At 65.2% G+C, this 26,262-nt stretch carries 25 protein-coding genes; 10 read left to right on the top strand and 15 right to left on the bottom strand.

Features of this window, described 5'->3' with window-relative positions:
• Positions 1-43: 43 nt before the first annotated feature.
• The 4 genes from BLT65_RS03150 to BLT65_RS03135 all read right to left on the bottom strand — a co-directional run bounded on the left by BLT65_RS03150 (position 44) and on the right by BLT65_RS03135 (position 3,203).
• The gene (locus tag BLT65_RS03150; protein ID WP_091774628.1) at positions 44-1,441 is read right to left on the bottom strand and encodes a hypothetical protein; all 1,398 of its coding nucleotides are present in this window, start codon (positions 1,439-1,441) and stop codon (positions 44-46) included.
• Between the two features lie 29 nt (positions 1,442-1,470).
• On the bottom strand, positions 1,471-2,088 hold the full coding sequence (locus BLT65_RS03145; RefSeq protein ID WP_091774626.1) for a hypothetical protein: 618 nt from the start codon (positions 2,086-2,088) through the stop codon (positions 1,471-1,473).
• Entirely contained in the window at positions 2,085-2,618 is a 534-nt protein-coding gene (locus BLT65_RS03140; RefSeq protein WP_091774623.1) for a hypothetical protein, read from the bottom strand. The genes BLT65_RS03145 and BLT65_RS03140 overlap by 4 nt, the downstream gene beginning before the upstream one ends.
• Before the next feature lie 81 nt (positions 2,619-2,699).
• Positions 2,700-3,203, bottom strand: coding sequence for a hypothetical protein (locus tag BLT65_RS03135; protein ID WP_042306819.1), 504 nt, complete (start codon positions 3,201-3,203; stop codon positions 2,700-2,702).
• A 549-nt stretch (positions 3,204-3,752) separates the two neighbouring features.
• Here BLT65_RS03135 and BLT65_RS03130 point away from each other — a divergent pair.
• Positions 3,753-5,147, top strand: coding sequence for a sigma-54 dependent transcriptional regulator (locus BLT65_RS03130; protein ID WP_007585822.1), 1,395 nt, complete (start codon positions 3,753-3,755; stop codon positions 5,145-5,147).
• A 255-nt stretch (positions 5,148-5,402) separates the two neighbouring features.
• Positions 5,403-6,374, top strand: coding sequence for a thymidylate synthase (locus BLT65_RS03125; protein ID WP_091774621.1), 972 nt, complete (start codon positions 5,403-5,405; stop codon positions 6,372-6,374).
• Positions 6,375-6,460: 86 nt separating this feature from the next.
• On the opposite strand, the gene BLT65_RS03120 is transcribed toward BLT65_RS03125, so the two are convergent.
• Entirely contained in the window at positions 6,461-9,181 is a 2,721-nt protein-coding gene (locus BLT65_RS03120) for a DUF6600 domain-containing protein (RefSeq protein WP_091774619.1), read from the bottom strand.
• 153 nt (positions 9,182-9,334) lie between these two features.
• Positions 9,335-10,048 (bottom strand): ArsR/SmtB family transcription factor, encoded by a 714-nt coding sequence (locus BLT65_RS03115; protein ID WP_091774616.1) that lies wholly within the window; start codon positions 10,046-10,048, stop codon positions 9,335-9,337.
• Between the two features lie 189 nt (positions 10,049-10,237).
• Here BLT65_RS03115 and BLT65_RS47115 point away from each other — a divergent pair, with 189 nt between their 5' ends.
• The 4 genes from BLT65_RS47115 to BLT65_RS03100 all read left to right on the top strand — a co-directional run bounded on the left by BLT65_RS47115 (position 10,238) and on the right by BLT65_RS03100 (position 13,522).
• Positions 10,238-10,378, top strand: coding sequence for a hypothetical protein (locus tag BLT65_RS47115; RefSeq protein WP_007588226.1), 141 nt, complete (start codon positions 10,238-10,240; stop codon positions 10,376-10,378).
• A 133-nt stretch (positions 10,379-10,511) separates the two neighbouring features.
• Positions 10,512-11,768: an MFS transporter gene (locus BLT65_RS03110; RefSeq protein ID WP_091774614.1), complete on the top strand. Its 1,257-nt coding sequence runs from the start codon at positions 10,512-10,514 to the stop codon at positions 11,766-11,768.
• A gap of 32 nt (positions 11,769-11,800) precedes the next feature.
• Entirely contained in the window at positions 11,801-12,883 is a 1,083-nt protein-coding gene (locus BLT65_RS03105; protein ID WP_091774932.1) for a GlxA family transcriptional regulator, read from the top strand.
• 132 nt (positions 12,884-13,015) lie between these two features.
• Positions 13,016-13,522, top strand: a complete 507-nt coding sequence (locus BLT65_RS03100) for an acyl-CoA thioesterase (RefSeq protein WP_042306829.1) — start codon at positions 13,016-13,018, stop codon at positions 13,520-13,522.
• 64 nt (positions 13,523-13,586) lie between these two features.
• Here the strand turns inward: BLT65_RS03100 and fumC are convergent, their stop codons facing one another.
• From fumC to BLT65_RS03080, 4 genes are all read right to left on the bottom strand, one after another.
• Entirely contained in the window at positions 13,587-14,987 is a 1,401-nt protein-coding gene (gene fumC, locus BLT65_RS03095; RefSeq protein ID WP_042306831.1) for a class II fumarate hydratase, read from the bottom strand.
• A 95-nt stretch (positions 14,988-15,082) separates the two neighbouring features.
• Positions 15,083-16,771 carry a phospholipase D family protein gene (locus tag BLT65_RS03090; RefSeq protein ID WP_091774612.1) on the bottom strand — a complete coding sequence of 563 codons (1,689 nt, stop codon included), beginning with the start codon at positions 16,769-16,771 and terminating at the stop codon, positions 15,083-15,085.
• Between the two features lie 242 nt (positions 16,772-17,013).
• Positions 17,014-17,973: a ketopantoate/pantoate/pantothenate transporter PanS gene (panS, locus tag BLT65_RS03085; protein ID WP_091774609.1), complete on the bottom strand. Its 960-nt coding sequence runs from the start codon at positions 17,971-17,973 to the stop codon at positions 17,014-17,016.
• A 798-nt stretch (positions 17,974-18,771) separates the two neighbouring features.
• Entirely contained in the window at positions 18,772-20,175 is a 1,404-nt protein-coding gene (locus tag BLT65_RS03080) for an MATE family efflux transporter (protein WP_091774928.1), read from the bottom strand.
• On the opposite strand from BLT65_RS03080, the gene BLT65_RS47110 reads away from it, so the two are divergent.
• Positions 20,174-20,332 (top strand): hypothetical protein, encoded by a 159-nt coding sequence (locus BLT65_RS47110; RefSeq protein WP_167306442.1) that lies wholly within the window; start codon positions 20,174-20,176, stop codon positions 20,330-20,332. The genes BLT65_RS03080 and BLT65_RS47110 overlap by 2 nt on opposite strands.
• 59 nt (positions 20,333-20,391) lie before the next feature.
• Here the strand turns inward: BLT65_RS47110 and BLT65_RS03075 are convergent, their stop codons facing one another.
• A complete protein-coding gene (locus tag BLT65_RS03075) occupies positions 20,392-20,610 on the bottom strand; it encodes an RNA-binding S4 domain-containing protein (protein ID WP_054934124.1) in 219 nt (72 codons plus the stop codon).
• Between the two features lie 126 nt (positions 20,611-20,736).
• Positions 20,737-20,931, bottom strand: a complete 195-nt coding sequence (locus BLT65_RS46310) for a hypothetical protein (protein ID WP_143036476.1) — start codon at positions 20,929-20,931, stop codon at positions 20,737-20,739.
• Here BLT65_RS46310 and BLT65_RS03070 point away from each other — a divergent pair.
• The 3 genes from BLT65_RS03070 (at position 20,930) to BLT65_RS03060 (ending at position 24,092) form a co-directional block, all read left to right on the top strand.
• On the top strand, positions 20,930-21,376 hold the full coding sequence (locus tag BLT65_RS03070) for a hypothetical protein (RefSeq protein ID WP_042306842.1): 447 nt from the start codon (positions 20,930-20,932) through the stop codon (positions 21,374-21,376). The two genes, BLT65_RS46310 and BLT65_RS03070, sit on opposite strands and share 2 nt — an antisense overlap.
• 79 nt (positions 21,377-21,455) lie before the next feature.
• Positions 21,456-21,722 carry a hypothetical protein gene (locus BLT65_RS03065; protein ID WP_091774607.1) on the top strand — a complete coding sequence of 89 codons (267 nt, stop codon included), beginning with the start codon at positions 21,456-21,458 and terminating at the stop codon, positions 21,720-21,722.
• Between the two features lie 123 nt (positions 21,723-21,845).
• Positions 21,846-24,092, top strand: a complete 2,247-nt coding sequence (locus BLT65_RS03060) for an ATP-dependent helicase (protein WP_091774605.1) — start codon at positions 21,846-21,848, stop codon at positions 24,090-24,092.
• A gap of 54 nt (positions 24,093-24,146) precedes the next feature.
• Here the strand turns inward: BLT65_RS03060 and BLT65_RS03055 are convergent, their stop codons facing one another.
• From BLT65_RS03055 to BLT65_RS03045, 3 genes are all read right to left on the bottom strand, one after another.
• The gene (locus BLT65_RS03055) at positions 24,147-24,911 is read right to left on the bottom strand and encodes a DUF4088 family protein (RefSeq protein ID WP_035990141.1); all 765 of its coding nucleotides are present in this window, start codon (positions 24,909-24,911) and stop codon (positions 24,147-24,149) included.
• A gap of 231 nt (positions 24,912-25,142) precedes the next feature.
• Positions 25,143-25,466 (bottom strand): AzlD domain-containing protein, encoded by a 324-nt coding sequence (locus tag BLT65_RS03050; protein WP_007741806.1) that lies wholly within the window; start codon positions 25,464-25,466, stop codon positions 25,143-25,145.
• Positions 25,463-26,218: an AzlC family ABC transporter permease gene (locus BLT65_RS03045; protein ID WP_425273098.1), complete on the bottom strand. Its 756-nt coding sequence runs from the start codon at positions 26,216-26,218 to the stop codon at positions 25,463-25,465. The genes BLT65_RS03050 and BLT65_RS03045 overlap by 4 nt, the downstream gene beginning before the upstream one ends.
• Positions 26,219-26,262 lie beyond the last annotated feature (44 nt).

The raw sequence follows: 26,262 nt of genomic DNA, 5'->3' as shown, positions 1-26,262 counted from the left end.
CCCGTATGGCTGCTTGTTTCGCTGCCTGTTTCAGCTGCCTTTTTTAGCGGCTGGTGTTCATCGAAGCGATCGCGAGCCCGTTGTGCTGCACGTTGCCCGCGCCGCCCGCGATGTTCACGCCGATGTTGCCCGTCGCGTGGCTGAGCGCGCCTGTGCCGAGCGTCGCCGTGCCTTCGAACGAGCCACGGAAGTCCACGCCCGCCGTTTGCGACGATTCATCCGTCGCCACCATCGCTGCGCTGCCGTGGCTGCGCGAGACCGTCGACGTCGAGGCAGCCATGCTGTTGTTCTGCACGTTGCTGATACCCGACGCGACGTTCACGCCGACATTGCCCGATGCGTACTGCAGTGAGCCGTCGCCGACCGAGGCGTTCACGTTGAAGTTGTTGATGCTGGCCTTGCCTCCCGAGCTCTGGTTGTTGAAGACCTGGGCGTTGCCGAACACGTTGCCGGCATCGACGGAAGCGAGCGCTGCGTCGTTGCTCTGCGCGTTGTTGATGCCTTCCGCGATGTTGACGCCGATGTTGCCGCTCACGTTCTGCGCGGCGTTGCTGCCCGTCGTCGCCGTCAGGTTGCCCGCCTTTTGCGTGTTGATGTGCTGCGTGACCGAGCCATACACTTCCACGTCTGTCTTCGCGGTCGACGAGTTGAAGCCCCACTGCGCGGCGAAGCTGTCGTGCGTCTTGGACTTCTCGGCTTCATAGCCGCTCGACTGCTCTCCGTGGGCCGCGTAGCCGGAGCCCTGGTTCGCCTTGTAGCCCCACACCTTGCCCTGACCGGAGCCTTCGACTGCGCCGAACGAGCCGCCGATCTGCTCGCTGTTGCGATAGCTCGATTCCTTGTAGCCAGCCGACAGGCCACCCGAAATGCTGGCATGGCCCGAGGAAACGCCCGTCCACGGGTTGTAGTCGGAAGCCGATTCGTAGCTGACGCCTGCATGTCCGCCCGCCGAGATGTGGCCGCCGGAGTTCTGGCTTTCATGGCTGAAGCTGCCGTCAATGGCCGCTGCCTGCGCGCTGAACTCGAAGCCGCCGCCCTTGACCGAGCTGCTCTGGTTGCCATACGCGTAGCCCGACGAAGACTGATAGCCCTGCGCGTGAGACGACTCGGACGAGTGCGAGGTCGACAGCGAAGCCCATGCGCTGCCGCCGCTGTTGATCGATTTGTAGCTGTTGTCGATCCGCGTCGTGATGGAGCCGGACGTGTATGACTGCGCGTTCGGGCTGAGCGATGCGTGCGCGTACGCGCGCTGCGTGTTGTTGACGACGGCGCCCGCCGTGCTGGAGACGCTGACGCAGCCGAACAGCGTGACGAATCCTTCGATCCCGACGGCTTCTCCGACCAGCGTCGCATTGAAGATGAACGGGTTCTTCAGCGGACTCGCGAAGGCGCTGGTGGAAGCGGCTGCGAGGACGGCTGCTGCAATGAGTGTGCGCTTCATGGTTTCGCTCCGATACTAGTTGTGGTCAGTTAGAAAAGAGTGCCCGCCGGGGGACGGAGCACAAAACTGTTCGCCGTGGCGTTACCGGCTCCGGCAGTCTGGTTGATCTGCACGATTCCATTGACGTTCTTGAAGGCGTCGCTGGAAATGCTGGCCTCGCGGACGCCTTGTGGTGCGACCGCCCGACTCTGACCGCCGTTATTCGCGGCCGTCGCGGACAGCACCCCATCCGAGACGGTCTCGACCCCAGGCGCCGCGGTGCCGAGCAGCACACTGTTGCGCTGGAGATTCCCTGCGCCCGCAGACTGGTTCACCATCACCGCTCCGGACGAATTCGAAAATGCGTTGCCTTCGATCGACGCGCGCGCGCTCGGCACCCGCGCCCGCGCGGTGGCGCTCTGCATGCTCGCGTTGTCGTTCCCGACGGCGTCGCCGTTGGTGATCGTCAGCTGGTTGACCTGCGCGTTGTTCAGGCCCGCGGCCTGGTTCACCGCGATCGCACCCGTCGCGCTGACGGCGGCGCCCGTGGCGATGCTCGCGTCGCCGCTCACGCGTCCCACCTGCTGCGCGTACGACGGTTGCGTGGCGACCAGGGCGAGCGCTGCAAGGAGCGGAGTCAGCGGAATCGGGCGAAGTAGCGTGTTCATTTGCCGAGGCCTCCGAGCGCGCCGCCGAGTGCGGTCGACAGCGGCGCAAGCGCGCCCGTCACCGACGCCGAAATGTTGCCGCCGACGCCCGGCGCCGGCTGGCCGATGCCGCCCGAGTTGAGCGCGACGTTGTTGTTCGTGGTGTTGCCCGTGAGGATGCGGGTGACGGCCTGCAGGCCGGCGCCGCCCGCGACGTTTCTGTCGAGGCCCGTCGAGCCGTGCGCGTTGGTCAGGTCGGCATCCGACGCGACTTGCGCCATCGTCGGGTTGAAGGTGGTGGCGGGGAAGGTCGAGACGCGCGCGCTGACGGGGTCCTGATCTTTCGGCACGGGCGCATAGGCGATGCGCGGGGTGATTTCGCGCTGCACGATGATGTCGCCCGGGTTCGCGGCCTGTGCGAAGGCCGCGCCCGCGAAGCCGCCAGCGCACAGACCGGCGATGACGGCCAGCCGTGTCGCGAGCCGTGGCGCGCCAGTCGTGCGAGCTGCACCCATTGCGCGGCGGCACAGCATCCCCCATGAAGCGATCATTTTGTATGTCCCCGACTATCCAGTTTGGAGTGCGAAACAGTCTGCACTGGTCTCTTTTGCGTGCGACGTCGTGTTGCCGTGTTACTTCCGCTGGTAGTTCGCTACGTTTCCTTGCGCGGTGCGCGCGGCATCGATGGGAATGGGCAGCGGCGACGGTGGCGCGATTTCGTCCCACAGCGTCACGGCCGAGCCGCGCATCAGCTGCGGCGTCGCCGCGACCATCACCATGCCCGCCGCGCCGCCGCGCTGGCGCGCCAGCACCTGGTCGTCCAGCGCGAAGTCGCTCATCGCCGCGCTGTCGGCCGGTACGTTCGTGAACTGCGCGCCAGTCGAGTCGACGCCGCCAGCAATATCTACGCCGGTCGTTGTGTCCGCGGTCGCGTTCGATGTTTCATTCGCGGCGACTTCCGTTGTCTGTTGCGCGGATGCCGCCGTCGTCACGTTTGTCGCATCCGTGAAGGATTCCTGCGCGTATACACCGGCTGCACCGGCTGACATTGACGACAGCGCAAGCGCAACGCACACGGCGACGCCGGCGGGCAGCAGTGAAATGTGGTTCGAGTCGATGCGGAAAACGAGTCGCATGATGTCTCTCCTTGGTGCGGGACATTTAGCGAAACGTGTGCCATCTGTCGCAATCCATTGGTGCAATTGGACGTGGCGAAATGGTGCGGGTCTCCGTCGAGTAAAATCGGACGTAAACGTTTCAGGTCTGAAACCTGGACCAGAAAACACGCGGATTTCAAATCTATGCGTTAAGCGCGAGCCATGCGTAGTACGTTGATAAAAAAGTATGGTGAATGCGCTTCCACCGTTTTAATCGGTCCCCAATGAGCATGCTGATGAACCGCAAACCCTTACCGGACAAGGCTGAACGATTTAATTCGCATATTTGTTTTCGACGGCTCGCGCGTATAGTAAGCTCTCAACCACAGCACACGTTTTTAAAAAAGCCCACTACTGGGCCGTTTCAATACACGCGCCGTTTTTCGGGGATCAGCTGTCCGTACGGAATGGAATGGCCGTTCGGTTTTCGCTGTTTGCGAATCCCGTGCGAATAGGCGTGCCTCTAAGCTAAATCCAGATCAGCACATGCCGTCATCCTTAACGTTCGTTGACGAGAGGATCTGAATAATGGAATCCGCCACGCGGCAACTGATTTACGTATCAAGAGATCCCAGCGCGGAGTTGAACACGCGTTTTCATGAGCGCGGGTGGCATGTCGAGGTTGTCGGTTCGGCACGCGATGCCCGCCGCGCCGTACGCTCGGGGATGGCGGCGGGTGGTCTGCTCGATCTGTCGAGCTGTTTTCAGCAGCATGAAATCGCGGCGTTTGAATCGTGTTTGACCATGCCGAATGTCGGCTGGGTTGCCACCACGATGGCCGGCCAGTTGCAGGACGCCGCATTGCGCCGGCTCGTGCGCGACTATTGTTTCGATTACGTTACCGTGCCTTATTCGGGCGACCGGATCGTCGATTCGGTGGGTCATGCATATGGCATGGTTTCGCTTGGCGAACCGGCGTCCAATGACGCGTCGCAAGGCGGCACGGAAGGCGAAATGGTCGGCTCGTGCGACGCGATGCTCGCGCTGTTCCGCTCGATCCGCAAGGTCGCGATGACCGACGCGCCCGTCTTCATTTCGGGCGAATCGGGCACCGGCAAGGAACTCACGGCCGTTGCCATTCACGAGCGCTCGTCGCGCCGCAACGCGCCGTTCATCCCCATCAACTGCGGTGCGATTCCGCCGCATCTCCTGCAATCGGAGCTGTTCGGCTACGAGCGCGGCGCGTTCACGGGGGCGAACCAGCGCAAGATCGGGCGCGTCGAAGCGGCGAACGGCGGCACGCTGTTCCTCGATGAAATCGGCGACCTGCCGCTCGAAAGCCAGGCGAGCCTGCTGCGCTTCCTGCAGGAGCGCAAGGTCGAGCGGCTCGGCGGACATGGCTCGATCGAAGTGGACGTGCGGATCATTTCCGCGACGCACGTCGACATGAACACGGCGATGATCGAAGGGCGGTTCCGCTCGGACCTGTATCACCGGCTGTGCGTGCTGCAGATCGACGAGCCGCCGCTGCGCGCGCGCGGCAAGGACATCGAGCTGCTCGCGCGGCATATGCTCGAACGTTTCAGGAAAGATGCGAGCCGCCGGCTGCGCGGCTTCGCGCCCGATGCGATCGCGGCGCTCCACAACTACAGCTGGCCGGGCAACGTGCGCGAGCTGATCAACCGCGTACGGCGCGCGATCGTGATGTCGGAAGGGCGGGCGATCACGGCGCGCGATCTCGAACTGGCCGAGTACGTCGAAATCGTTCCTGTGTCCCTTGCGCAGGCGCGCGAGGCCGCCGAGCGGCAGGCGATCGAACTGGCGCTGTTGCGTCATCGCGGCCGTCTGGGCGATGCCGCGCAGGAGCTGGGCATTTCGCGCGTCACGCTGTACCGGTTGTTGTGCTCGCACGGCATGCGGCATATGGAAAGCGAGCCGCTTGCGCCGCACGCGGAGATGCCGTCGACGATGCCGCATCTTTAAGCGCCGGCCTCGCGGATAACTGGTTGGTGTAAGGGCAAAAAGCCCGGTCGATAGACCGGGCTTTTTTGTTTGCTAAGCGCCGGTTCCTGAATGCCGCGTTCTGCGGTGCATGAAGCGTTCAGACTTGCGATCGTTGCATTTGCGACCGTTCCGCCCGGCGCTACCTGCGCGTTCACGTGCGTTCGCCCGGCTTGCTAGAATCGGGGTTTTCCCAGAAACGGTCCGGCGCACCCACGTCCTGCCGAAGGAACCCGCATGAAACAGTACCTCGACCTCGTCCGCACGATCCTCGATACCGGCAGCTGGCAGGAAAACCGCACCGGCATCCGCACGATCAGCATGCCGGGGGCGATGTTGCGCTTCGATCTGCAGCAGGGTTTCCCCGCCGTGACGACGAAGAAGCTCGCGTTCAAGTCGGCGATCGGCGAGCTGATCGGCTTTCTGCGCGCATCGCGCAGTGCCGCCGATTTCCGCGCGCTCGGCTGCAAGGTCTGGGACGGGAACGCGAACGAAAACGCCCAGTGGCTCGCCAATCCTTACCGGCAAGGTCCGGACGACCTCGGCGACGTGTACGGCGTGCAGTGGCGCAAGTGGCCCGCCTACAAGGTGCTCGACGCGACGGCGAGCGCGCAGCTGGAAGATGCGGCATCGCGCGGCTATGCGCCCGTCACCGAGTTCCAGGAAGACGGCGTGCAGAAGGTGTTGCTGTACAAGGCGATCGACCAGATTCGCCAGTGTCTCGACACGATCATGAAAAACCCGTCCGATCGTCGAATTTTGTTTCATGCGTGGAATCCGGCCGTGCTCGAGGAAATCGCGCTGCCGGCTTGCCATCTGCTTTATCAGTTCCTGCCGAACGCCGCGAAGCGGGAGATTTCGCTGTGCCTGTATATCCGCAGTAACGACGTCGGGCTCGGCACGCCGTTCAACCTGACGGAAGGGGCGGCGCTGCTGCACCTCGTCGGCCGCCTGACGGGCTATACGCCGCGCTGGTTCACGTACTTCATCGGCGATGCGCACATCTACGAGAATCAGCTCGACATGTTGCAGCAGCAACTGATGCGCGATCCGTACGAAAGCCCGCAGCTCGCCATTTCGGAGCGGGTGCCCGAGTATGCAAAGACAGGCGTCTATGAGCCGGAGTGGCTGGAGAGGATCGAGCCGTCTGATTTCTCGCTGGTCGGCTACCGCCACCATGAACCGCTGACGGCGCCGATGGCGATCTGATCGGTAGACGGGATTCTTCGAGTTGAACGAGAAACGCCCGCCGCGAATCGCGGCGGGCGTTTCTGTTTGTGGCGTGATGCTGGTTCTTACCCGCGATGATGCTCGTCGTGTCCGCCACCCGTCGTGCGCTGGTCCTGATGCGGCTGAGGCTGGGGTTGAGGTTGCGGATGCGGCTGTTGCACCTGCTGCGGCGCCGGACGAGGCTGCGGCTGGGGCTGAGGCTGCGGACGCGGCTGAGCTTGCGGCTGCGGATGGAATTCCTGGCGAGCCTGCTGCTGTGGCTGCGGCTGCGGATGAAACTCCGGACGTGGCTGAGGTTGCGGCTGCGGCCGGACTTCCTGACGCGCCTGCTGCTGCGGTTGCTGCGGCTGCGGACGAACCTCCGGACGCGGCTGAGGTTGGGCCTGCGGATGGAATTCCTGACGGGCCTGCTGTTGCGGATGCATGTCGGCCCGCGGTTGCTGTTGGACCTGCGGTTGCTGGACCTGCGGCTGAGGATGCATCTCCGGACGCGGTTGCGCCTGAGCCTGCTGCATCGGCGCGGGTTGCCCGCGCTGATCCTGGCCATGCGGCTGTTGCCCTTGTACGACGCCGCCGCCGAAACTATTCCCCGGTCTCTGCGTTGGCTCACGCTGCTGCTGCGCGACCTGACCAGGCTGTGGCGTAGGCGGACGCTGTCCAGGCGTCTGCGCCGCGCCGGGCTGCTGCGGATTGCCATGCTGCTGCGCCATCGGCGCATGTTGCTGTGTCCACGCGGGCTCACGCTGCTGACCCGTGGCCATATCGGGCCGTTGCGCGCTTCCGGGCTGACCCGGCTGTTGCGGCATGCCGTTCATCGGGCGGCCACCCGCAAATTGCGGCGGACGCGGTATGCCATTCCCCGTCTGTGCTGGCATGGCGTGCGGCTGGCCATTGCCCCGTACCTCGCCGCCACCTGGCCGCTGGCCATTGGGCGCGCCCGCCATCTGTCCAGGTACGAAGCCGTGTCCCGGCACGCCTTGCGGTTGCCCATTGCCCTGTGGTGCGCTGCCGCCGGGCCGCTGAGCGCGCGGACCACCTGCACCACCCGCCATCGGCGCACCCGGCATGGCGCCGGGCATCTGCCCCGGCGCATGCGAGCGCACGACGCGAACATTCGCAACAGGCGCATTCCCGCCGATCGTCTGCGCGCCGAAGCGCGCCGGCACCGACGTATGAACGATCGGCTCGCCCGCGCCCGGCACGCGTCCATGACCACCTTGCGCGAAGTTCTGCGCGAGCCGGTCATGAAACGCAGCGGGAACCCCCGGATTACGCGTACCGACGACAGGCCGCGCCATCACATTCGCAGGCGGCCGATAAGCGGCGTTGCGGGTGCCCGGCCCGAAGCTCTGCCTGACGGGCGCGATGCCCGGCGCGCCCGCGTTGAAGCGCGCGTTGCGCCATTGCGCGGGATCGGCGCGATGCGCGAAGCGGTTGGTCGGCTGTCCATGGACGAACGCCGTCGCGGGCATCGCCGTCACGGCGCCCGGCGCCCGATAGTTGATGTACGTGTTGTGGATGTTGTTATGGATATCCACGCGGTTGTTGACGATGACCGTGTTGTTCACTCGCTCGTAATAGCGCGGGCTCCAGTCATGGTCGCGGCCCCAGTGCGGATGCCACGGCTCGCCGGGTCCGAGCGCAAACCACGCGAGACCCGCCGCCGCCACACCGCCGACAGCGAGGTTCACGCCCCAGTCGCTGCCGCCGCCATCGCCATCGCCGACAAAGGCGACGAGGGCCGGCGCATACACGGGTGGCTCGCTGACGGCGGCCTGTCCCGGCACCCACGCCCACGAATCGTCGACATAGGCCCAACGGCCATAGTGATACGGCGCGAAGCCCCACGGCGCGTCATCGACCCATGTCCAGCCCCATGGCGCCTGCCAGGCCCAATGGCCGTCGCGATACGGCGCCCAGCCGGCGGGCTCCTGATTCGGTGTCCACACCTGCCCGTACTGCGGCGTGTTCCGCCACGTGCCGTTCGCATCGAGATCCTGATAGCCGGGCATCTCGCGCGACACATAGCGCGCCGACACCGAGCGCTCCTCGGCGGCATCGCGGCTCGCTGCCCACTGATCGAATGGATCGGCTCCGGGCGCGCCGCTCCCGGCCGCCTGCTGCAGGCTCGTACCCGTGAACGTGACCTGCTGCCCGGCGCCGACGGGCACCTGGCCGTTGTCGCCGTACACGGTCGCGCTGCCGCTGCGCACTGTGACGGTGGTGCTGCTGCCGTCGGGCGCGACGTCGACGCGGTAATCGCCGGGGCTGTTCACGCCCAACGCGAGGTTCGGTGTGTCGATCTCATACGATGAGCCCGGCGCGATCGCGCGCACGCGCGTCGACAGCGTGCCTTGCGCGACTTTCAACTGCGCGCTGTTGTCGTCGAGGTTCAGGATGTCGAGGCTGGTTTGCGCGCCCATGCGCACGGCTGTCGATCCGATGTGCAGTTCCGAGCGCGCATTCTTGTCGTTCCACAACTGGTCGCCCGTCGTGAGCGGGCGGTTGACCTGCGCGTACGACCAGTCGGATGCGCCCGCTGGTTCGGTCGTGACCGTGCCCGCCATGTAGTTCAGGCGCGCGATACGTCCGGGCGGATCGCTATCCGGTGCGGTTTGCGCGTAGTTCGCGGGCGGCGGCGCGTCCTGCGCCGCGGCGCTCTGCAACGCAAGCGAAGTCAGCGCGCTCGCGACGGCGAGCGCCACGAGCGAGCCTCGACGCGCGTCGCGTCGAAGGGCAGGGTTAGCGGGTCGGGATGTCGTGCCGGGTGTGGCGAGTGATTTCATGGTTGTCGCTCCATCGGGCGCCGCGTCGGGCGGCGCCGTGTGAAATCACTGTACCTTCGGCCCCTGTTTCAAGGCGCTCTCATTTGTAAGCCACCCAGACGGCGCTGTAACAAAAGTTGTCGCGTGGATCGCTTTAGTCGGACGAATCGTTCGTCAGTGGGCGAGAAAGGCGTCGAACTGACGATGGCCGACGGGCGTCACGCGCAGGATACGCGGCCGGTCAGTACGCTCGACCCAGCCCTGCGACGACCACGAGTCGAGCAGCGCCGCGCCAAGCGCGCCGCCGAGATGCGGGCGGCGCTCGCTCCAGTCCGGGCAGGTGCAGGCGAAGCGCCGGCGGCGTCCACGTTGCTGCGACACGTCGATGCCCCATTGCGCGAGCAGCGCTTTGCCGTCAGACGTCGCTTCGAGCGCGTCTCCATGGACCGTCAACAGGCCGCCGTCGATGAGCCGCTCGTAGACCCGCACGGCCACTTCGCCCGCCATGTGGTCGTAACAGGTGCGCGCGTAGCGCATGTCGACGGGCACGGTGCGCGCGGGGCGCGGTACGGCGCGTTGCGGGGCCGTGGCTTGCGCGACGTTGGCGAGCGCCTCGATGGTCGACGCGATTTCCGCCGACGCGATCCGGAAATAGCGATGCCGGCCACGCACTTCGAGCGCGAGCAGCCCGCCGTCCGTCAGCCGCGCGAGATGGGCGCTCGCCGCCGAAGGCGACAGGCCCGCGATCAGCGTCAGTTCGCCCGCGGGACGCGCGGTGCCGTCCATCAGCGCCCACAGCATCGCGGCGCGGCCAGGATCGGCGAGCAGCGCGCCGATGCGGCTCAGGCCGGGAAAGTGATTCGGTTCGGAGTGAAGTGCGGCGGCCATCAGGGTCTCCTGTTTCCGGGTTCGCTTGTCATGGCTCCACTCTAGGCGCATCGTGCATTCGATGTTTCAGGTTGTCGTGAAGCGTCGGATGCATTCTCGCGTGCGCCGCGGGGCGAGGCAATCTGCGGTCGTCAAAGCCGCCAGGCTAGAATCAAAAGGGCATCCTTCCGTTAGCGAAACAACGCAGTTATGAAAATCCTGTTTGCCGTGGTCATCGCCGTCGTCCTTTGCAGCGCGTGTGCGCAGGGCGGCTCGGGCTCGTCGTCGGCCGGGTCGGGCAGCATCACGATGTACGGCACGATCGACGAAGGTGTCACCTTCCGCAAGTGATACGCGCGCGGCACCCGGCGTATCCGCGCGAATCGCGTGTGCGCATCTGGCAGAAATTGATGCATCATTGGCCTTTCTGCCAGTGCGATCGATGTGACGATGCCGACATCGTCACCCAGCCTCGAGGCCACCGATGCCGCCGTCTCCTTCCACCGCTTCCGCCGTCCGCAGCGACGTGCCGGGCCACGCCGATCCGCACGGCCGGCGCGCCGCGCGCGTGCTCGCCGTCTGTCAGGCGCTCTACACATCGTCGGTATCGATCGATCTGACGCTCACGGGTCTCGTCGGCTACACGCTCGCCGCCGACAAGTCGCTCGCCACGCTGCCGTTTTCGCTGATCACCGTCGCCGCCGCGCTGACGACGGTTTTTGCGTCGTTCCTGATGGCGCGGATCGGCCGTCGCGCGGGCTTCCTGCTCGGCGCGGCCATCGGCGCGGCGGGCGGCGCGATCTCCGTGTACGCGATTTTTCAGCAGAGCTTCTGGGCGTTTTGCGCGGGCACGGCGACCGTCGGCGTGTTTCAGGCCTTCGCGCAGTACTACCGGCTCGCCGCCGCCGACGCCGTTCCCGCCGATGCCAAGAGCCGCGCGATCTCGACGGTTCTGACGGGCGGCGTCGTTGCAGCCGTGCTCGGCCCGGCGCTGGCGGCCTGGAGCAAGGACTGGCTCGCGCCCGTCGCGTTCGCCGGTTCTTATGCGCTCGTGACGGGTCTCGGCCTGCTGTCGATGGCGCTGCTGGCGAGCCTCTACCGCGATGCCGCGCCGCACATGGACGCCGCCGCGCACCGAGAACCCGCGCGGCCCTGGCGCGCGATCGTCCGGCAGCCGATCTTCGTGGCCGCGCTCGCGAACAATGCGCTCGGTTACGCCGTGATGATGTTCGTGATGACGGCGACGCCGATCGCCGCCGTCGCGTGCGGGCACTCTATCGGCGATGGCGCGCAGATCATCCAGTGGCATCTGGTCGGCATGTTCGCGCCGTCGTTTTTCTCGGCGCGTCTGATCGCGCGGTTCGGCGTGCTGCGCGTGATCGGCGCGGGCATCGTGCTGTCGGCGCTGTGCGGCGTGCTCGCGCTGCGCTCGACCGACCTGCCGCATTTCTATGCGGCGCTCGCGTGTCTCGGCGTCGGCTGGAACCTGATGTTCGTCGGCGGCACGACGCTGCTCGCGCAATCGTACCGGCCGTCCGAGCGCGCGAAGACGCAGGCGACGAGCGAATTCACCACCTTTGCGTTCTCCGCGCTCGGCTCGCTGTGCGCGGGGCAGATGCTCGCGCATCTCGGTTGGGCCGCGATCAACGTGGCGATTTTTCCGTTCCTCGTGCTCGCCGCGCTGGCAACGATCGCGTTTGCGTGGTCGCGCAGACGCGTGGTTGCGGCATCGGGCATGTGAACGGTCCAGCCATGCCGTTTAAGGATCCATTGATGTCCCACGCTTCCGACTACACCTTCGACACGCCCGCGCCGCAGGTTCGCCACATAGTGTTCGCCGTCGCGCCCGAACTCGTACTGCTCGACGCATGTGGTCCGCTCGAAGCGTTTCATCGCGCCGAGCTGACCATGCGGGACGCGCGCCGCGTGTCGCCGGTATCTGGCGAACGTGTTTCACCCGTTGCATATCGAACGACGGTAGCGTCGATTGACGGCGGCGTGCTCGACACGTTTCCCGGCCTGCCCGTTGTCACGCAGCGTCTCGATGCACTCGACGACGAGCCGATCGACACGCTGATCGTCCCCGGCATCCCCGTCGACGATCCGCGCACGCTGCAGCCCGCTTTGATCGACTGGATCGCGCGGCGCGCGCCGCACGTTCGGCGCGTCTGTTCGGTATGCACGGGCGCGTTTTATCTGGCGGCGGCGGGCGTGCTCGACGGACGTCGCGCGACGACGCACTGGCGCGACGCGCATCGCCTTGCCGAGCGTTTCCCGCGCGTGCATGTGGATGCCGAGCCGATCTTTATCCGCGAGCCCATGAACGGCGTCGGTGTGGAGGACGATTCGCGCGCCGTTTGGACGTCGGCGGGCGTGACGGCGGGCATCGATCTCGCGCTCGCGCTGATCCAGGAGGATTACGGGCATCCCGTCGCGATGCAGGTCGCGCGGCGGCTCGTCGTGTTCGTCAAGCGGCCGGGCGGGCAGTCGCAATTCAGCGCGGCGCTCGCGGCGCAGGCATCGGCGGGCGGTGCGTTCGACGGCCTGCACGGCTGGATGGCGTCGAACCTGAACGGCGACCTGTCCGTCGAGCGGCTTGCCGAAGAAGCGAGCATGAGTCCGCGCACGTTCGCGCGCCGCTACGTTGACGAAGTGGGCCGTACTCCCGCGAAGACCGTGTCGGCGATGCGGCTGGAGGCGGCCTCGCGGGCGCTGGCCGAGTCGCGCCGCCCGTTGAAGCGGATTGCGCTCGATTGCGGCTTCGGCAGCGAGCAGAACTTGCGGCGCGCGTTCATGCGCAGCTTCGGCGTGTTGCCGCTGGATTACCGCGAGCGCTTTGCGTCCGCGCTGCGCTGAATCTAAAGCCGCTCGGGCGTCGCTTCACGACATCTCGCGCGCGTCAAATGTGGCTCAAAGCCCGATAGCACAGCGGCCGCCTTATTGCGCTCGTATAATCGGCTCCTTTCGATTTGTTTGACCGGAGTCAAGATGAGCACGCCAACCGCTGCGCCGCTGGATCGTTCAGAAACCACGTTCCGCTTCCTCGCCGAACCGACCTCGGTCAATTTCGGCGGCAAGGTGCATGGCGGCGCGCTGATGAAATGGATCGACGAAACCGCGTACGCGTGCGCGGCCGTCTGGTCGAGCCGCTACTGCGTGACGGTCAGCGTCGGCAATATCCGTTTTCGCCGGCCGATTCACGTCGGCAATCTGGTCGAACTGCGCGCACGCGTCGTCGCGACGGGGCGGACCAGCATGCACATCCATGTGTCCGTCTATGCCGGCGATCCGAAAGGCGGCGAACTGCTGCAAACCACCGACTGCCTCGTCGTGATGGTCGCCGTCAACGAGAACGGCAGCCCCGTGCCCGTGCCGTCGTTCGAGCCGCAAACGGAAGAACACAAGGCGCTCGCGAAGTACGCGATGGACGTGAAGGCCGCGCTCGATGCGATCGTCGACCTGAAGCCCGAGGAAGTCGCACAGGGCAAGGTGTAAAGCAAGCCTGCACGCCGAGGCTCTCTGCACGCTCGCAAAGAGAGCCTCGCGGGAGGGAAGGGTTTTAGGGCTTTGCGTTGCCGACCATGTCGTGCGGACGCACCCATTCGTCGAACTGCTGTTCCGTCACATAGCCGAGCGCCAGCGCCGAGGCCTTCAGCGTCGTGCCTTCCTTGTGCGCCTTCTTGGCGATCTTCGCGGCCTTGTCGTAGCCGATGTGCGGATTGAGCGCCGTCACGAGCATCAGCGATTCATTGAGCAGCTGATCGACACGCTCGCGGTTCGGCTCGATGCCGACTGCGCAGTTGTCGTTGAAGCTGTGCATGCCGTCGGCGAGCAGGCGCACCGACTGCAGCACGTTGTGCGCGATCATCGGCCGGAACACGTTCAATTCGAAGTTGCCGCTCGCGCCACCGATGTTGACGGCCACGTCGTTGCCGAACACCTGACAGCACAGCATCGTCACCGCTTCGGATTGCGTCGGGTTCACCTTGCCCGGCATGATCGAGCTGCCTGGCTCGTTTTCGGGAATCGACAGCTCGCCGAGGCCGCAGCGCGGACCGCTCGCCAGCCAGCGGACGTCGTTGGCGATCTTCATCATGCTCGCCGCGAGTGTCTTCAACGCGCCGTGCGCGAACACCAGCGCGTCGGCGGCTGCCATCACTTCGAACTTGTTCGGCGCGGACACGAAGGGCAGGCCCGTCAGACGGCCGATCGCAGCGGCCACTTCGTCGGCGAACTTCGGATGCGCGTTGAGCCCCGTGCCGACGGCCGTGCCACCTTGCGCCAGTTCATACAGATGCGCCAGCGCCGATTCGACATGCTTCGCGCCGTGATCGAGCTGCGCGACATAGCCGGAGAATTCCTGGCCGAGCGTGAGCGGCGTCGCGTCCTGCAAGTGCGTGCGGCCGATCTTCACGATATCGGCGAATGCCTTCGACTTTTTATCGAGCGTCTCGCGCAGCGCCTTCAGCGCCGGCTGCAGATGCTTCACGATGCCAACGGCCGCCGCCACGTGCATCGCTGTCGGGAACACGTCGTTCGACGATTGCCCGCGATTCACGTCGTCGTTCGGATGCACCAGGCGCGCTTCGCCGCGCTCGCCGCCCATCAGCTCGCTCGCGCGGTTGGCGATCACCTCGTTGAGGTTCATGTTGGTCTGCGTGCCGGAGCCCGTCTGCCAGACCGCGAGCGGAAATTCGTCGGGATGCTTGCCTTCGATGATCTCGTCGGCGGCGGCCATGATCGCCTTCGCCTTGGTCGCGTCGAGCACACCCAGGCTCAGGTTCACTTCGGCGGCGGCTCGCTTGATGATGGCGAGCGCGGTGACCAGTTCGGGCGACTGCTTTTCCGTCGAGATCTTGAAGTTCTGCAGCGAACGCTGCGTTTGCGCCCCCCACAATTTCGCGTTCGGCACGGCGATTTCGCCGAACGTATCGCGTTCCATGCGTACATCTTCGGTCATGTTCTACTCCGCTTGACTAGGTGATCGGAAGGCTTCCGGGAAAGTGGCGCACTCTGCACTCAGTTTGCAATCTGTCTGCACGTGAGACTGCGCCGTTATAACTGCTCGTCGACTGGCAGCAACAAGAATAGACCCGTCAGCGCGTTACGGTAAAAGCCCGCGCCGGGATCGAGGTTGTAGTGGCGCAGCTGGCCGTTTTCCTCGTCGGTCCAGACGAGCTTCGCCTGCGGCGTCGCGGAGTAGCGCAGCACGGCCAGCTCGGACGGCGTCGCGAGCGTCACGTGATAGCTGACGGCGGGCGCCGTTGCCTGATCGAACAGTCTGGCGACCTGGTCGGCGAGCGGTGCGCTGTGGATCACGAGCGCAAGCTCCGTGTTCAGGTGTGCGGAGCGCGGATCGAGATTCATCGAACCGATCACGAGCGTCTTGCGGTCGATCACATAGGTTTTCGCGTGCAGACTCGCTTTCGATTGCGAGCCGAACAGGCCTGCCCTCGGCGCCGCGTCGCCGGGCGTGGGCTTGAATTCATAGAGTTGCACGCCGCGTTCGAGCAGCGGCACGCGATACGGGCCGTAGCCTGCCTGCACGGCGACGGCGTCCGTCGCGGCGAGCGAATTGGTCAGCACCTTGACGGCCACGCCGCGCTTCACGAGCTGGCCGAGCGCATCGACGCCCGCCTGGTGCGGCACGAAATAGGGCGACGTGATGAGGAATTCCTGCTGTGCGCCGTGCATCAGTTCGACGAGCCGTTGCATCGGCGGACTCTTGTACTGATCGGCGGGCAGCTTCATTTTTTCGGGCGAATCGACCTTGAACTCGGCGCTCGCCCACACGAGGCCCAGTTCCTCTTTCGCGATCTGCGCGGCGAGCGGCGTCGCGTTCAGCGGCTTCGCGTTGTACGGGTCGGCGTTCTTGCGCCAGTGCGCGCGCAGTTCGTCGCGCATGTCGTCGAGTTCGTGCGGATCGAACTTCTGTTTGTTCAGCGCACGTAACGGGTACGCGTTGCTGTCGTTCCAGTACGCGTCGAAGCTTGCGGAAATGTCGGAAGTGATCGGGCCAGCCGCGAGCACGTCGATATCGCGGAACTGCAGCGTCGGGCTCGCGCTGAAGTATTCGTCGCCGAGATTACGGCCGCCGACGATCGCGATCTGGTTATCCGCGATCATCGCCTTGTTGTGCATGCGCCGCGTGAACGCGCCGATCTGCGTGAAGAAGTTCTGGCTGCGCTGATAGAAGCTCGTTTCCGAACTGCCGAACGGGTTGAACACGCGGATCTCGATCTTGTCGTGCGAGTTCAGCGCGGCCATCACGCGGTCGATGTCCTTGAAGTTCAGATCGTCGACCAGCATCCGCACGCGCACGCCGTGATCGGCCGCGTACAGGGCGGCCGCTAGCAGCAGCTTGCCTGTCGTGTCTTCCTCGGCGATGTAGTACTGCATGTCGAGGGTCTTCGTCGCCGCGCGCGCCAGCGCAATGCGCATCTGCAGCGCTTCCGTGCCGTCCGACAGCACGCGAAAGCCCGACTGGTCCGGATGTGCGCGCTCGGGCGCGGCGAGCGCGGTGGCGAGCGGCGTGGTGTCGGTGGCGGGGAGCGCGTGCGTGACGGGGCGGTCGAACGCGGTGGCAGGGGGGCGCGTCGCGCATGCCGCCAGCAGCATCGCCGACACGATGAGCGCGAACGCGCGCATCAACATTGGGCATGGCGCGTGACGCGAGATGCGGGTGCTGCGTTGTTCATGCTGATGCTGCGATGCGGTGGCGCCGTTCGTGTTATGAGCCGACACGCTTGTTCCTCCACTTGAGCGGCACGGATGGTCGTCGTGGCGTCGTCCATCGACCGGACCATTCTACGGGCAATCGTTAATGCGGGTCGGATAGCGACGCAATCTGGCTCTGCAACGCGCGTGCCTGGATTCGATGAGCGGGGACGGCTTCTGGCGGGGAAATGCGGCCGTGACACGCGGCGCGGCGTGAAAAGCGCGCCCGCGTGTCAGGAAGAAACGGAAAGGGAAGCGTTAGACAGGCTTTAGACGCGTTCGCGGGCAAGCGCGTTTGCGTCCTGATCGGCGGTCGAGCCTTTGGCCGGGCGGCCGGCCCAGTAGCCTGCGAGCATCGAGCCCGACAGGTTGTGCCACACGGAGAACAGCGCACCCGGCAGCGCGGCGATCGGCGTGAAGTAGAGCTTGCCGAGTGTCGCGGCGAGGCCCGAGTTCTGCATGCCGACTTCGATCGCGAGCGTGCGGCAGACGGCCTCATCGAAGCCGAGCAGACGTCCGCCCCAATAGCCGCCGAGCAGGCCGATGCCGTTGTGCAGCACCACGCCCAGCGCGACGACGAGCCCGACGGACGCAATGCTTTTCTGCGTGCCACCTACTACGGCTGCGATGATCAGCAGGATCGAGACCATCGAGACCAGCGGCAGCACGGGTTCGATCTTGCGCACGAGCTTGCCAGCGAGATGATTGACGACGAGGCCGACGACGATCGGCAGTGCGACGATTTGCAGGATGCTCATGAGCATGCCATGCACGTCGACGGCGATCGAGGCGTCGACATACAGGCGAGTGAGCAGCGGCGTCGCGAACACGCCGACGAGGGTCGACAGTGCGCTGATCGTGACGGACAGCGCGACGTCGCCGCGCGCGAGATAGATCATTACGTTCGATGCTGTGCCGCTTGCGACGCTGCCTACCAGCACCATGCCCGCTGTCAGGTCGGGCGGCATGTGCAGCGCTTTTGCTATCACCCACGCGGCTAGTGGCATCACGAGGTAATGCAGCACGATGCCCGCGACGACGGGGGCGGGGCGCGTGAAGACGCGGCGGAAATCGTTGATGGACAGCGTGACGCCCATCGACAGCATGATGATCGTGAGGAGCGTGGTGACGTGAGGGGCGATGCCGGTTACGGAAGACGGCGAGAAGTACGCGGTTACTGAGGCCAATACGGCCCACAGCGGGAAAAGACGGGTGATGCGGGCAAGCATTGATGTGGTCCTTGGGGTTTGTTTTTCGCCTGGATGCGGCGGGCATTTTACCTGTCGCGGTCGAGGCGTTTCTGGTTTGGGTTTTTTGCTTTTGCGCTGGCATTCGCGCTTTGCCTTCGCGCTTCACGCGTCGCCCCTGTGCGGGGCGGCACCTACTTTTCTTTGCCGCCGCAAAGAAAAGTAGGCAAAAGAAAGCGGCTAACACCGCCAGTTCTAGTATTTGCCTGAGGGCCCCCAACGGCTCTTACGCTTCATACGGCGGCGTCTCCGTTCAGCGCATGTTGTTAACGCTTCGAATGAACGCCTCACCCGCTTCGAATGCCCGTACTCGGGCCAGCGGCAGCGAATGGCATGTGCCGCCTAGGTGGCAAACTGTGTGTAGGTTGTCGCGTCGTATAACTCGGCGCTCTTACATCGAGGCGTGCGCTATCGGTCCGAAGTGATGCGTGTGGAGCACAAGGGGCCGACACACAGTTTGCCACCTGGGCGGCCGTGGACTATCTGGCGCGGCATGCTGGATTGCGGTTGCGTGAAGCGGGTGAGGCGTACCGCAAGAGCGCTGGCAACGAGCATGAATGACGTGATTGCCGTGTGAAGCGTAGGAACCTTTGGGGGCCCTCAGGCAAAACACAACTGCTGGCGGTGTTAGCCGCTTTCTTTTGCCTACTTTTCTTTGCGGCGGCAAAGAAAAGTAGGTGCCGCCCCGCACAGGGGCGACGCTTGAAGCGCGAAGGCATGGCGCGGATGCCAGCGCAAACACAAGCAAACCAAACCACCCGCGCCGCGAAGCCAAAAAAATCACTCCCCTGCGGCAACGCCGCCCACCCCCACACTCCGCAAACTCTTGCGATGAAACCGCAACGTCATCAACACCGCGACACTCGCGAGCCCAGCAGCGAGCCCCCACCATAACCCCCGCGCTCCGAGCCCAAAATGAAATGCGAGCGTATAGCCAGTCGGAAACCCAATCCCCCAATACCCAAACGCAGCAGCAATCATCGGAACCCGCGTGTCCTTCAGCCCACGCAAGCACCCAGACCCAACCGTCTGCATTCCATCGACGATCTGAAAAATCGCCGCCACGCCCAGCAACGAACTGGCCAGCGCCACAGTCGGCGCATTAGCGGGATCATCGAGATGCAAATACAGCCCGACAATGAACCGCGGCGCCGTAATCAAAAACAGCCCCGACAGACACATAAACCCGACCCCCAGCCCCAGCGCGACGAACCCCGCATGCCGCGCGGCCAGCGGCTGCCCCGCACCTGACCAGAACCCGACGCGCACGTTCGCCGCCTGACCAATCGCAAGCGGCACCATAAACGCCACCGATGCCACATTCAACGCGATCTGATGCGCCGCCAGCTGCGATTCGCCAAGCAGCCCAACCATCAGCCCCGTGGCAAGAAACAGCATCGATTCGACGCCATAAGTGATCGCCACCGGCCAGCCGATACCGAACAACTCGCCCATCAACGGCACGTTCGGCCGCGTGGCCGTGACGAAATGCCGGAAGCGCGGCCGCAGATGCAAAAGACCCATCAGCGTGAGCGCCGTGAGCCAGACGGTGATCGTCGTCGCGACGGCCGACCCGAGGAACCCGATTCGTGGCAAGCCGTACGCGCCATGGATCAACCCATAGTTCAGGAACCCGTTGACGAACACGCCGCCAATCGACACCCATAGCAGCCGTCGCGCCGCGCCGATCGCCGGCAGGAACGAGCGCATCAGGCCAATCCCGATCAGGCTGGCAGGCGCGCCCCAGCGCAGCGCCGCGCAGTATTCGCCGACGTTGTGCGCGAGCAGCGCCGGCTCGCCGAACGCCATCATGATGGGCGCCGCGAACGACAGCAGCACGAACGCCGGCACGGCCAGCAACAACGACAGCAAAAAGCCCGTCCAGTAGATATGCGGCACGCGATCTTCGGCCTGCGCGCCGCGCGCATGCGACACGCTCACGCTGACGGACGTCAACACGCCTTGCAACAGCGTCACGACGACGAAGAACAGATTCGCGCCGAGGCCGCCCGCCGCGAGCGCGTCGGGGCCGAGCGAACCGAGCAGCACGGTGTCGGTGACGCTCATCGCCATCTGCGACAGCTGCGCGATGGCAAGCGGGGCGGCGAGACGCGCCGTATCGGCGGCGTGACGCGAAAGAGTGGGCGGCCCGCTGAGCGCGCGGGACATTCCGGTTGGATTCATGTTCGAAGCGCTGTTGCGCGAAAGGGCGACGCGCTCGGCAAGTGTGCCGCGCGCCATTTGTTTTTCTGTCCAGACGGACAGCTTATTGCGGGAACGCGGCGCTGTCGATGAACAGGCACATTTTTGGTGCGGGTTTGCGGCGGCGAAATTCTGGTGACTGATGCCAGCCGCATCTCTCGCGGCCTTGCGGCACAGTCCGGGCGGCTCGGTCGAACTTCAGCCCTCGTGGACGGCGATCCGCGTGTCGCCTAGCAGCACGACCTGCCCCGCGCGGATTTTGCACGTTTTACGCGTTTCGACCCGGCCGTCGACGGTCACGGCACCCGACGCAACGATCACTTTCGCCGATCCCCCGCTGTCCGCAAGGCCCGTAATCTTCAGCAGATTGTGGAGTTCGACGTAGTCGCCGGTCAGGGTGAAATCGAGGTTGGGCATGGCAGTTGCGATCGACAGGTGGCCGGCAGGGTCGTTGAAAAGCGACTCGCATGATAAGCCATCGCGCGGCGCCCGACGTCCGGGTGCGAGTGAATGGCTACGCGCCGGAGCATTTGCAAGCAGATGTTATTCAGTTGTCAGGAAATGAAACGTTGAGTAACAGACGTCTTTCATGGCGAACTTCACTCGCAAAAGCCCGGTCTGTGGAATGGCCTGCTGAATTTTTTCGGCAGGCTGAAAACGCAGGCACGGCATCGGCCGATTCAAGCCGACCGCACCGCCCGCGTGCCGATATCGACAAACTTCAGAGAGGATTGCCATGACCCAGCTCCGTACGCTCCTGATCGGTACCGCCCTCACTGCGATGGCGTCGACTGCCGCATTCGCCCAGACGGCGGCCCAGCCTTCCGCGGACCTGTCCACCCAGGCTCAGGTCCAGCAGGCGCCCGCCGCCGCACCCGCCGCCCAAGGCGTCCAGATGCCGACGCCCGCGCCGCAGAACCTGGCGGCACCCGGCTCGACCGACCCGCTCGTCCAGAAACGCAACGCGGACGCTCAGGCGAACGCCGAGTACAGCGCGCAGAAAAAGATGTCGAAGCAGCAGATGAAGGATCAGCAGAAGGCCGCGAAGGCTGCCTACAAGGACCAGGTCAGCAACGCGAAGATCAACAAGAAGGCCGACAAGGCGGCTGCGTCGAACGAACTGAAGGCCGAGATGCAGGGCCAGCCGACCGGCGCGGCGGCATCGGGCGAAGCGCATAACTGATGAGTGGCTTCCGGCGCCTGTGACGCGACAGGCGCTGTGACCGCCTGCAAGCTTTTGAGGTTGGAAAGAGGGAGACAAGATGAAAAAGACTAGCAAGACGATGAGCGCGCTGTGCGCGGCCCTGATCGCCGGCAGCATGACGACGCTCGCGGTCGCGCAGACGACGCACGATCCCGCCACCGAGCCGATGACGCATGCCGACAACAAGGCCGCCAAGGAACAGGCGAAGGCCAACAAGAAGGCGGATGTCGCGCAGGCTAAGGCCGACAAGAAGAAGGCTGACGCGCAGGCCGACGCTGACAAGGCGAACGCTGACGCGAAGGTGAAGGACGCAAAATCGCAGTAAGCGGTGCTTTTGCTACACGTGCTGGGTGGCGGGTTCACGCCGCCTGGCGAAGCCCGGTCTCGCGCCGGGCTTTTTGTTGGCCGCGAGCGCGTGAAAAATGGGGCGCTTGTCGGCGTGGGTTGTATGGATATACAGTATGCGTCGCCCTCACTATCCGACCCGCCAATCGTGCTTTCCGTCGCCGATTCTCCGTCCTCGTCATCCTCTGCCGCGACGGATTCGCCCGCAGCGGCGGCCATCGCCGCCACGACCGACTGGCTCGCGAAGCTCAACGACGCCCAGCGCGAAGCCGTCGAATACGGCGCCGACGACGTCGCGCATCCGTCCGGCGCGCTGCTGGTTATCGCGGGCGCGGGCTCCGGCAAGACGAACACGCTTGCGCACCGCGTCGCGAATCTGGTCGTCAAGGGCGTCGATCCGCGCCGCATTCTGCTGCTGACATTCTCGCGCCGCGCCGCGCTCGAAATGACCCGGCGTGTCACGCGCATCGCGGGCGCGGCACTCGGCACGCGCGCGGCGCTTGCGCAGGGGCTGACGTGGTCGGGCACGTTCCACGGCGTCGGCGCGCGCCTGTTGCGCGAGTACGCGGATCTGATCGGCCTCGCGCCGACCTTCACGATCAACGACCGCGAAGATTCCGCCGACCTGATGAATCTCGTGCGTCACGATCTCGGCTTGTCCGCGAAGGAAAAGCGCTTTCCGTCGAAATCGGCGTGTTTTGCGATTTACTCGCGCGTCGTGAATACGGGCGCGTCGCTGGCCGACGTGCTCAACAGCGCGTTCCCGTGGTGCCGTGAATGGGAAGCCGATCTGCGCATGCTGTTTGCCGCCTATGTCGACGCGAAGCAGAAGCAAAGCGTGCTCGACTACGACGACTTGCTGCTCTACTGGTCGCACATGGCGGCCGAACCCGACATTGCCGCCGATTTGTCCGGCCGTTTCGATCATGTGCTGGTCGACGAGTATCAGGACACCAACCGCCTGCAGGCGTCGATCCTTCTCGCGCTGAAGCCCGACGGGCGCGGGCTGACCGTGGTCGGCGACGACGCGCAATCGATCTATTCGTTTCGCGGCGCGACCGTGCGCAACATCCTCGACTTCCCGGCGCATTTCGATCCGCCCGCGAAGCAGGTCACACTGGAGCGCAACTATCGCTCGACGCAGCCGATCCTCGAAGCATCGAACGCGGTGATCGGCCTTGCGTCCGAGCGTTACACGAAGAACCTGTGGACCGACAAAGCGTCGGCGCAACGCCCGCATCTCGTCACCGTCGCCGACGACGCGGACCAGGCGCGCTACATCGTCGAGCAGGTGCTCGCCGCGCGCGAGGCGGGCATGAAGCTGAAGGCGCAGGCGGTGCTGTTCCGCGCCGCGCATCACAGCGCCGCGCTCGAAATCGAGCTGACGCGGCGCAATATTCCGTTCGTGAAGTTCGGCGGCCTGAAGTTTCTTGATTCCGTCCATGTGAAGGACGTGCTAGCCGTGCTGCGCTGGGCGGAGAATCCGCGCGATCGCGTCGCGGGTTTTCGCGTCGTGCAGTTGCTGCCGGGCGTTGGCCCTGCGACGGCCGCGCGCGTGCTCGACGACATCGCCGCGCGGGCCGACGCTCTACAGTCAGGCGGCGCGCCGGATGCCGCGCATACAGTTGCGGGCTGCACGGCGCATGCGCTTGCCGCCTTCGCGCCGCCGGCGCGCGCGCTCGAAGACTGGCATCCGTTCGTGGCGATGATGGCGTCCGCATGCGGACGGCAGACGCCCTGGCCGGCCGAGTTCGAAATGGTGCGGCGCTGGTATGAGCCGCATCTCGAGCGCAATCACGAGGACGCGTCGATTCGCCAGGCCGATCTTGCGCAGATGGAGAGCATCGCGGGCACGTACGCGTCGCGCGAGCGCTTCCTGACGGAACTGACGCTCGATCCGCCCGACGCGACCAGCGACGAATCCGGCGTCCCGCTGATCGACGAAGACTATCTGATCCTGTCGACGATCCATTCGGCGAAAGGGCAGGAGTGGCGCAACGTGTTCGTGCTCAACGGCGTCGACGGCTGCATTCCGTCCGATCTCGGCACGGGCAGCGAGGAGGAAATCGACGAGGAGCGGCGTCTACTATACGTGGCGATGACGCGCGCGAAAGAGGACCTGCATATCGTGATGCCGCAGCGGTTCTACGTGCATAACCAGACGCATCTCGCCGACCGGCATGTGTGGGCGTCGCGCACACGCTTCATTCCGGCGCATCTGCTGCCGCTGTTCGATTCGCATGCGTGGCCGCCCGCGCCCGTTGTGTCGGCGCCGACGCGAGCGGGGCTGGCCGCTGCCGCGCAAGCCAAAATAGAAATCGCGGCGAAGCTCAGAAAAATGTGGGACTGAGCTTGCCGCGATGTGTCGGCGTCCGGTTCGACGCGCTGTGTCGCGGGACGAGGTTTAGCGCGACTGCCGTTGCTGCTGCTGCGGGCGCGGCGGCGGCATGAAGAAGTTGCGCAGCCAGGCGGCGAGCCGCGTGAACACGTCATACGGCTCTTCGACGAAAATCTCCGGCTTCAGGAGCCGCAGATACTCCATGATCTGCTGCGCTTCCTGCTTCTGGAACGAGCCGTGCGAAATGCCCAGGCGCAACAGGCCGCGCAATTCGCCGAGCTTTTCGCGCGCGGCGCTGCCCACGCTGGTTTCGCATGCGACCTTCGCCTCGTACACACGCTGACGCAACGATTCCGCCAGACGCCACGCGGGCGTCTGCATGACTTCTTCGAGCGTCTGGATATCCTGCGCCGCCGACTTGATCTGCGCGGCGAGCGGGTCCACCAGCGAAGGCGCGCCTTCCGCTTCCTTGACGATCGCCGCGGCCCACTCGCGGCTCTGCTTCGCGAGTTCCTCAGGCGTCCATTCCGTGCGCGCGGCAAAGCCGAAGCCGAACTCGTTCGCCTGCTTCATCAGAATCGCGACGACGTCCGGAAACTCCTTGTCCAGCGTGCGCTTCGCCCATGCGTACTGGCCGCCCTGCAGCATCCGCTGCACGGCGTGCTCCGTCAGCGGCACCATGTTGTCGAGGAGCTTTGCACGCAGAAAATCCTCGAACGACGGCGTCGCGAACTGAGGGTCCAGTTTCACTGAGACCCGCACGAACGCCTCGAAATCCTTTCGCAAGGATGCGAGCGTTTCGTCCTTGATGTTAAGGGTAATCTGACCCATGTCTTATCCCGTTTCGTCGACCGCGCGACACCGTCGAGGCATTCGCCTCGTGCCGTGCATCCCCGTGCGCTGGCGGCACCGATATCCGGCGCGGTTCTGTCCGGCTTGCCGGCATGCCGTCGATAGACGCTGCCGGGTTCACGGACCACGAGTGTTTATCGGCGGATTGAAAGGGAACTTGAGGGCGGCGCGCCGTCCGGTCGAACGGCGCGCGAGGGCATGGGCCCGGCGTTACTTCAGCACGACGCCTTGCCAGAGAAAGAACACGGCGAGGCCGACGGCGATGGTGAGCAGCGGCCGGCGCGTGAGGGCGCTGACGGCAACGGCGGCCAGCGCGCCGACTAGCTGCGGGTTGCGCCACGTGAGTTCGGCGTCCGTGCCGTGCGGCGACACGGTCATCGGCACGATGATCGCCGTCAGCACGGTGACGGGCACGAAGCCGAGCGCCGTGCGCACAAGCGGCGGAAACACGATGCGGTCGCCGAGCACGAACACGGCGGCGCGGATCAGCCACGTGATGACGGCCATGCCGAGAATCAGGAGCACGTAGTTCATCGCGATGCCTCCGCTGCGCGGGTGCGCTGGAACGCCGGCAAGGACAGCAGCACGCCGACCGTCACGCCGACGAACACGGCGCCCAGCAGGCCGAGCTTGTACGGCCAGTCTTGCCAGAAGAACGCCAGCGCGCCGGCCGTGGCCGCCGCCGCCAGATAGCGCACGGCGACGAGCTGCGGCACGACGATCGCGATGAAGGTCGCGGCCATCGCGAAGTCGAGCCCCAGCGATTGCAGGCCGGGGAAGGCCGCGCCGAACAGCAGGCCGATCAGCGTCCAGACCTGCCAGTTGAGGTACATCGACAGGCCCGAGCCGAGAAAGTAGTACGGTCCGACGGAACCCGGCGGATGCAGCCGGTAGTGCGCCCATGCGACGGCGAACACTTCGTCGGTGAGCAGGCCGCCGAGCGCCCAGCGCCAGCGCGACGGCAGGTGCGATACGTACGGCGCGAGCGTCGCGCTGTAGAGCACGTGACGGACATTGACGACGAAAGTCGTCGCCCAGATGACGGCATAGCTCGCGTGGCCCGCAATCAGGCCGAGCGCGATGAATTGGGCCGATCCGGCAAACACGACCAGCGACATCAGCTGGCCGTGCCACAGGTGCAGCGGACCGGACGCGACGAGCGTGCCGTAGATCACACCGAACGGCGAAGCGCCGATGATCATTGGGAGCGTGTCGCGTGCGCCGGCCGTGAGCTCCTTGAGACGGTGAGCGGGTTGTGCAGGGTGAGTCAATCTTTTCTCCTCGATGAGGCCGAGGATAGCCGGGCGAAGGGCGCCGCGGCTTGTACGTT

The organism is Paraburkholderia steynii (assembly GCF_900100565.1).
Classification (GTDB): Bacteria; Pseudomonadota; Gammaproteobacteria; order Burkholderiales; family Burkholderiaceae; genus Paraburkholderia; species Paraburkholderia terrae.
The sequence above is the reverse complement of the archived record's forward strand: the minus strand, read 5'-3'. Positions and strand labels throughout refer to the sequence as shown.